2 protein-coding genes are annotated in these 1785 nt (G+C 34.6%); both read left to right on the top strand.

Going from position 1 to position 1785, the window contains the following annotated elements:
* Positions 1–28: 28 nt before the first annotated feature.
* The gene (locus BAZSYMA_RS08480) at positions 29–616 is read left to right on the top strand and encodes a hypothetical protein (protein ID WP_090717929.1); all 588 of its coding nucleotides are present in this window, start codon (positions 29–31) and stop codon (positions 614–616) included.
* Between the two features lie 33 nt (positions 617–649).
* A partial coding sequence (locus BAZSYMA_RS08475; RefSeq protein ID WP_143243179.1) for a DUF6094 domain-containing protein occupies positions 650–1785 on the top strand: 1136 nt, incomplete at its 3' end.

The raw sequence follows: 1785 nt of genomic DNA, 5'->3' as shown, positions 1-1785 counted from the left end.
TCTTCTTTGATAATTAAAGGAGATAACCATGAATAAAAAAATGATCCATATCAACCAACAAACTGGCGTGTTTTGCGACAGTTTTGTTGGCAATGATACCAGCATATTGTTTGCTAGTTTTTGGGGCAGAAATACCTCACTACAACAATTTTTAGCAAGAATGGAATTACCACCCCATGAAGGTGGTATTAATGAATTAACTTTTGAATTATCAAAAGAAAATTCACAAACATTTTTTCTACAAAATACTAAAAACATGCAAAAACTTTCAGGTCGTGTTCCAGGCACAATTTATGGCAAAGATTTGTCACATATTTTTATCTATGATAAATCAACTGTAAAGATTGATTACAGTAACTATAAAGCGACCATCTTGTATTTTGATAATAACCAAATAGACGATTACATTATCTGGAAGTTACTTAAAGCACTTTCATCTATTCCTTTGCTTGATATTTGGATGGATCGAATTATCCAGGTGTGTTATCAAGATGGTTATATTGATAATATTGATGGTTTTGGCGGTGTCAGTGCATTAATGATAAAACTGTGTGAAGTTGATTTTGAGCGTTCTATATCTCATATGATCAAAAATCAAACTTTGTTGGTTGCATAAAACAAAAAAATAATATAAATAAAGGAGGCTATCATGGCTTTAATGTTTCAAAGATTGGCGAGAAACTTCGCTAAAAATGGGTATTTCCCAACAGATGAAAAAACAACTGAAGGGATTTTATCTCGATTGGTTTTTGATGTTAAAAAAAATGAAAGAAAACAAGGTGTCGTGCGAATGCTTGATCCTTGTTGTGGCGAAGGTGTGGCTTTGGCTGAGTGTAGTGAATATTTAGATACCAACTTCACAAGCCGTGCAAACATTAAGATAGAAACAGTGGGAATTGAGATTGATGAAGAAAGAGCATATCATGCAAAATCAATGTCAAATTTGGACAGGATTGTTCATGGCAACTTAAGTGATTGCTATATAGCCCAAAGGCAATTTGGACTATTGTTTTTAAACCCGCCGTATGGAGATATATTGGCAGACAAGGCTAATTTATCTAAAGACTCTGGCAAAGAGCGATACGAGACTATGTTTTATGAAAATACGAACAAATTACTGCAATTTGGCGGTGTTTTAGTCTTTATTGTGCCAAACACTTGCTTAAGTGAAAGACTATCAAAAATGATAGCCTCTCATTTTGACCAGGTGAGTGTTTATGCATCGCCTGAACAAAGATTTAAACAAGTGGTTATTTTTGGCATTCGTTGTAAGTCTAAACCTGCTGATAAAGTTGTTGTGAGCAAGTTGATGAATGCATCTCAAGATATAACAACATTGGATACGCTAACTGATCAACCCAACCCCGATAAAGAAGGTTGTTTTTATCAGTTGCCACTTTCATTTGGCGCATTAAAACTCAATCAAATTGAAATTGATACCAAGCAGTTGTCCCATGAAGTTGCCAATATTGGCCGTAGTAGCAGTCTGTGGAATAATTTTAAAACACATTTTAATAGTGTGAATAAAAATACTTACAGACCACTACACCAAATGTCTGACTGGCATCTATCTTTGGCTTTAGCAGCTGGGCAAGTCTCAGGTGTTGTTGAGTCTAAAGATGGGCGGCGTTTGTTGGTTAAAGGACGCACATTTAAAGGAAAGAAAGAAATAACAGAAACACAAGTAAATGAAGTGAGTGGCAATATTAGCGAAACAAGAATATCAAGTGATGTTTTCATTCCTAGTATTAAAGCAATCAACTTTACAAAAGAAAGCGTTGATTT

The sequence above is a fragment of the Bathymodiolus azoricus thioautotrophic gill symbiont genome (genome assembly GCF_001298715.1).
Classification (GTDB): Bacteria; Pseudomonadota; Gammaproteobacteria; order PS1; family Pseudothioglobaceae; genus Thiodubiliella.
This window is presented reverse-complemented; position numbering and strand designations above follow the sequence as displayed.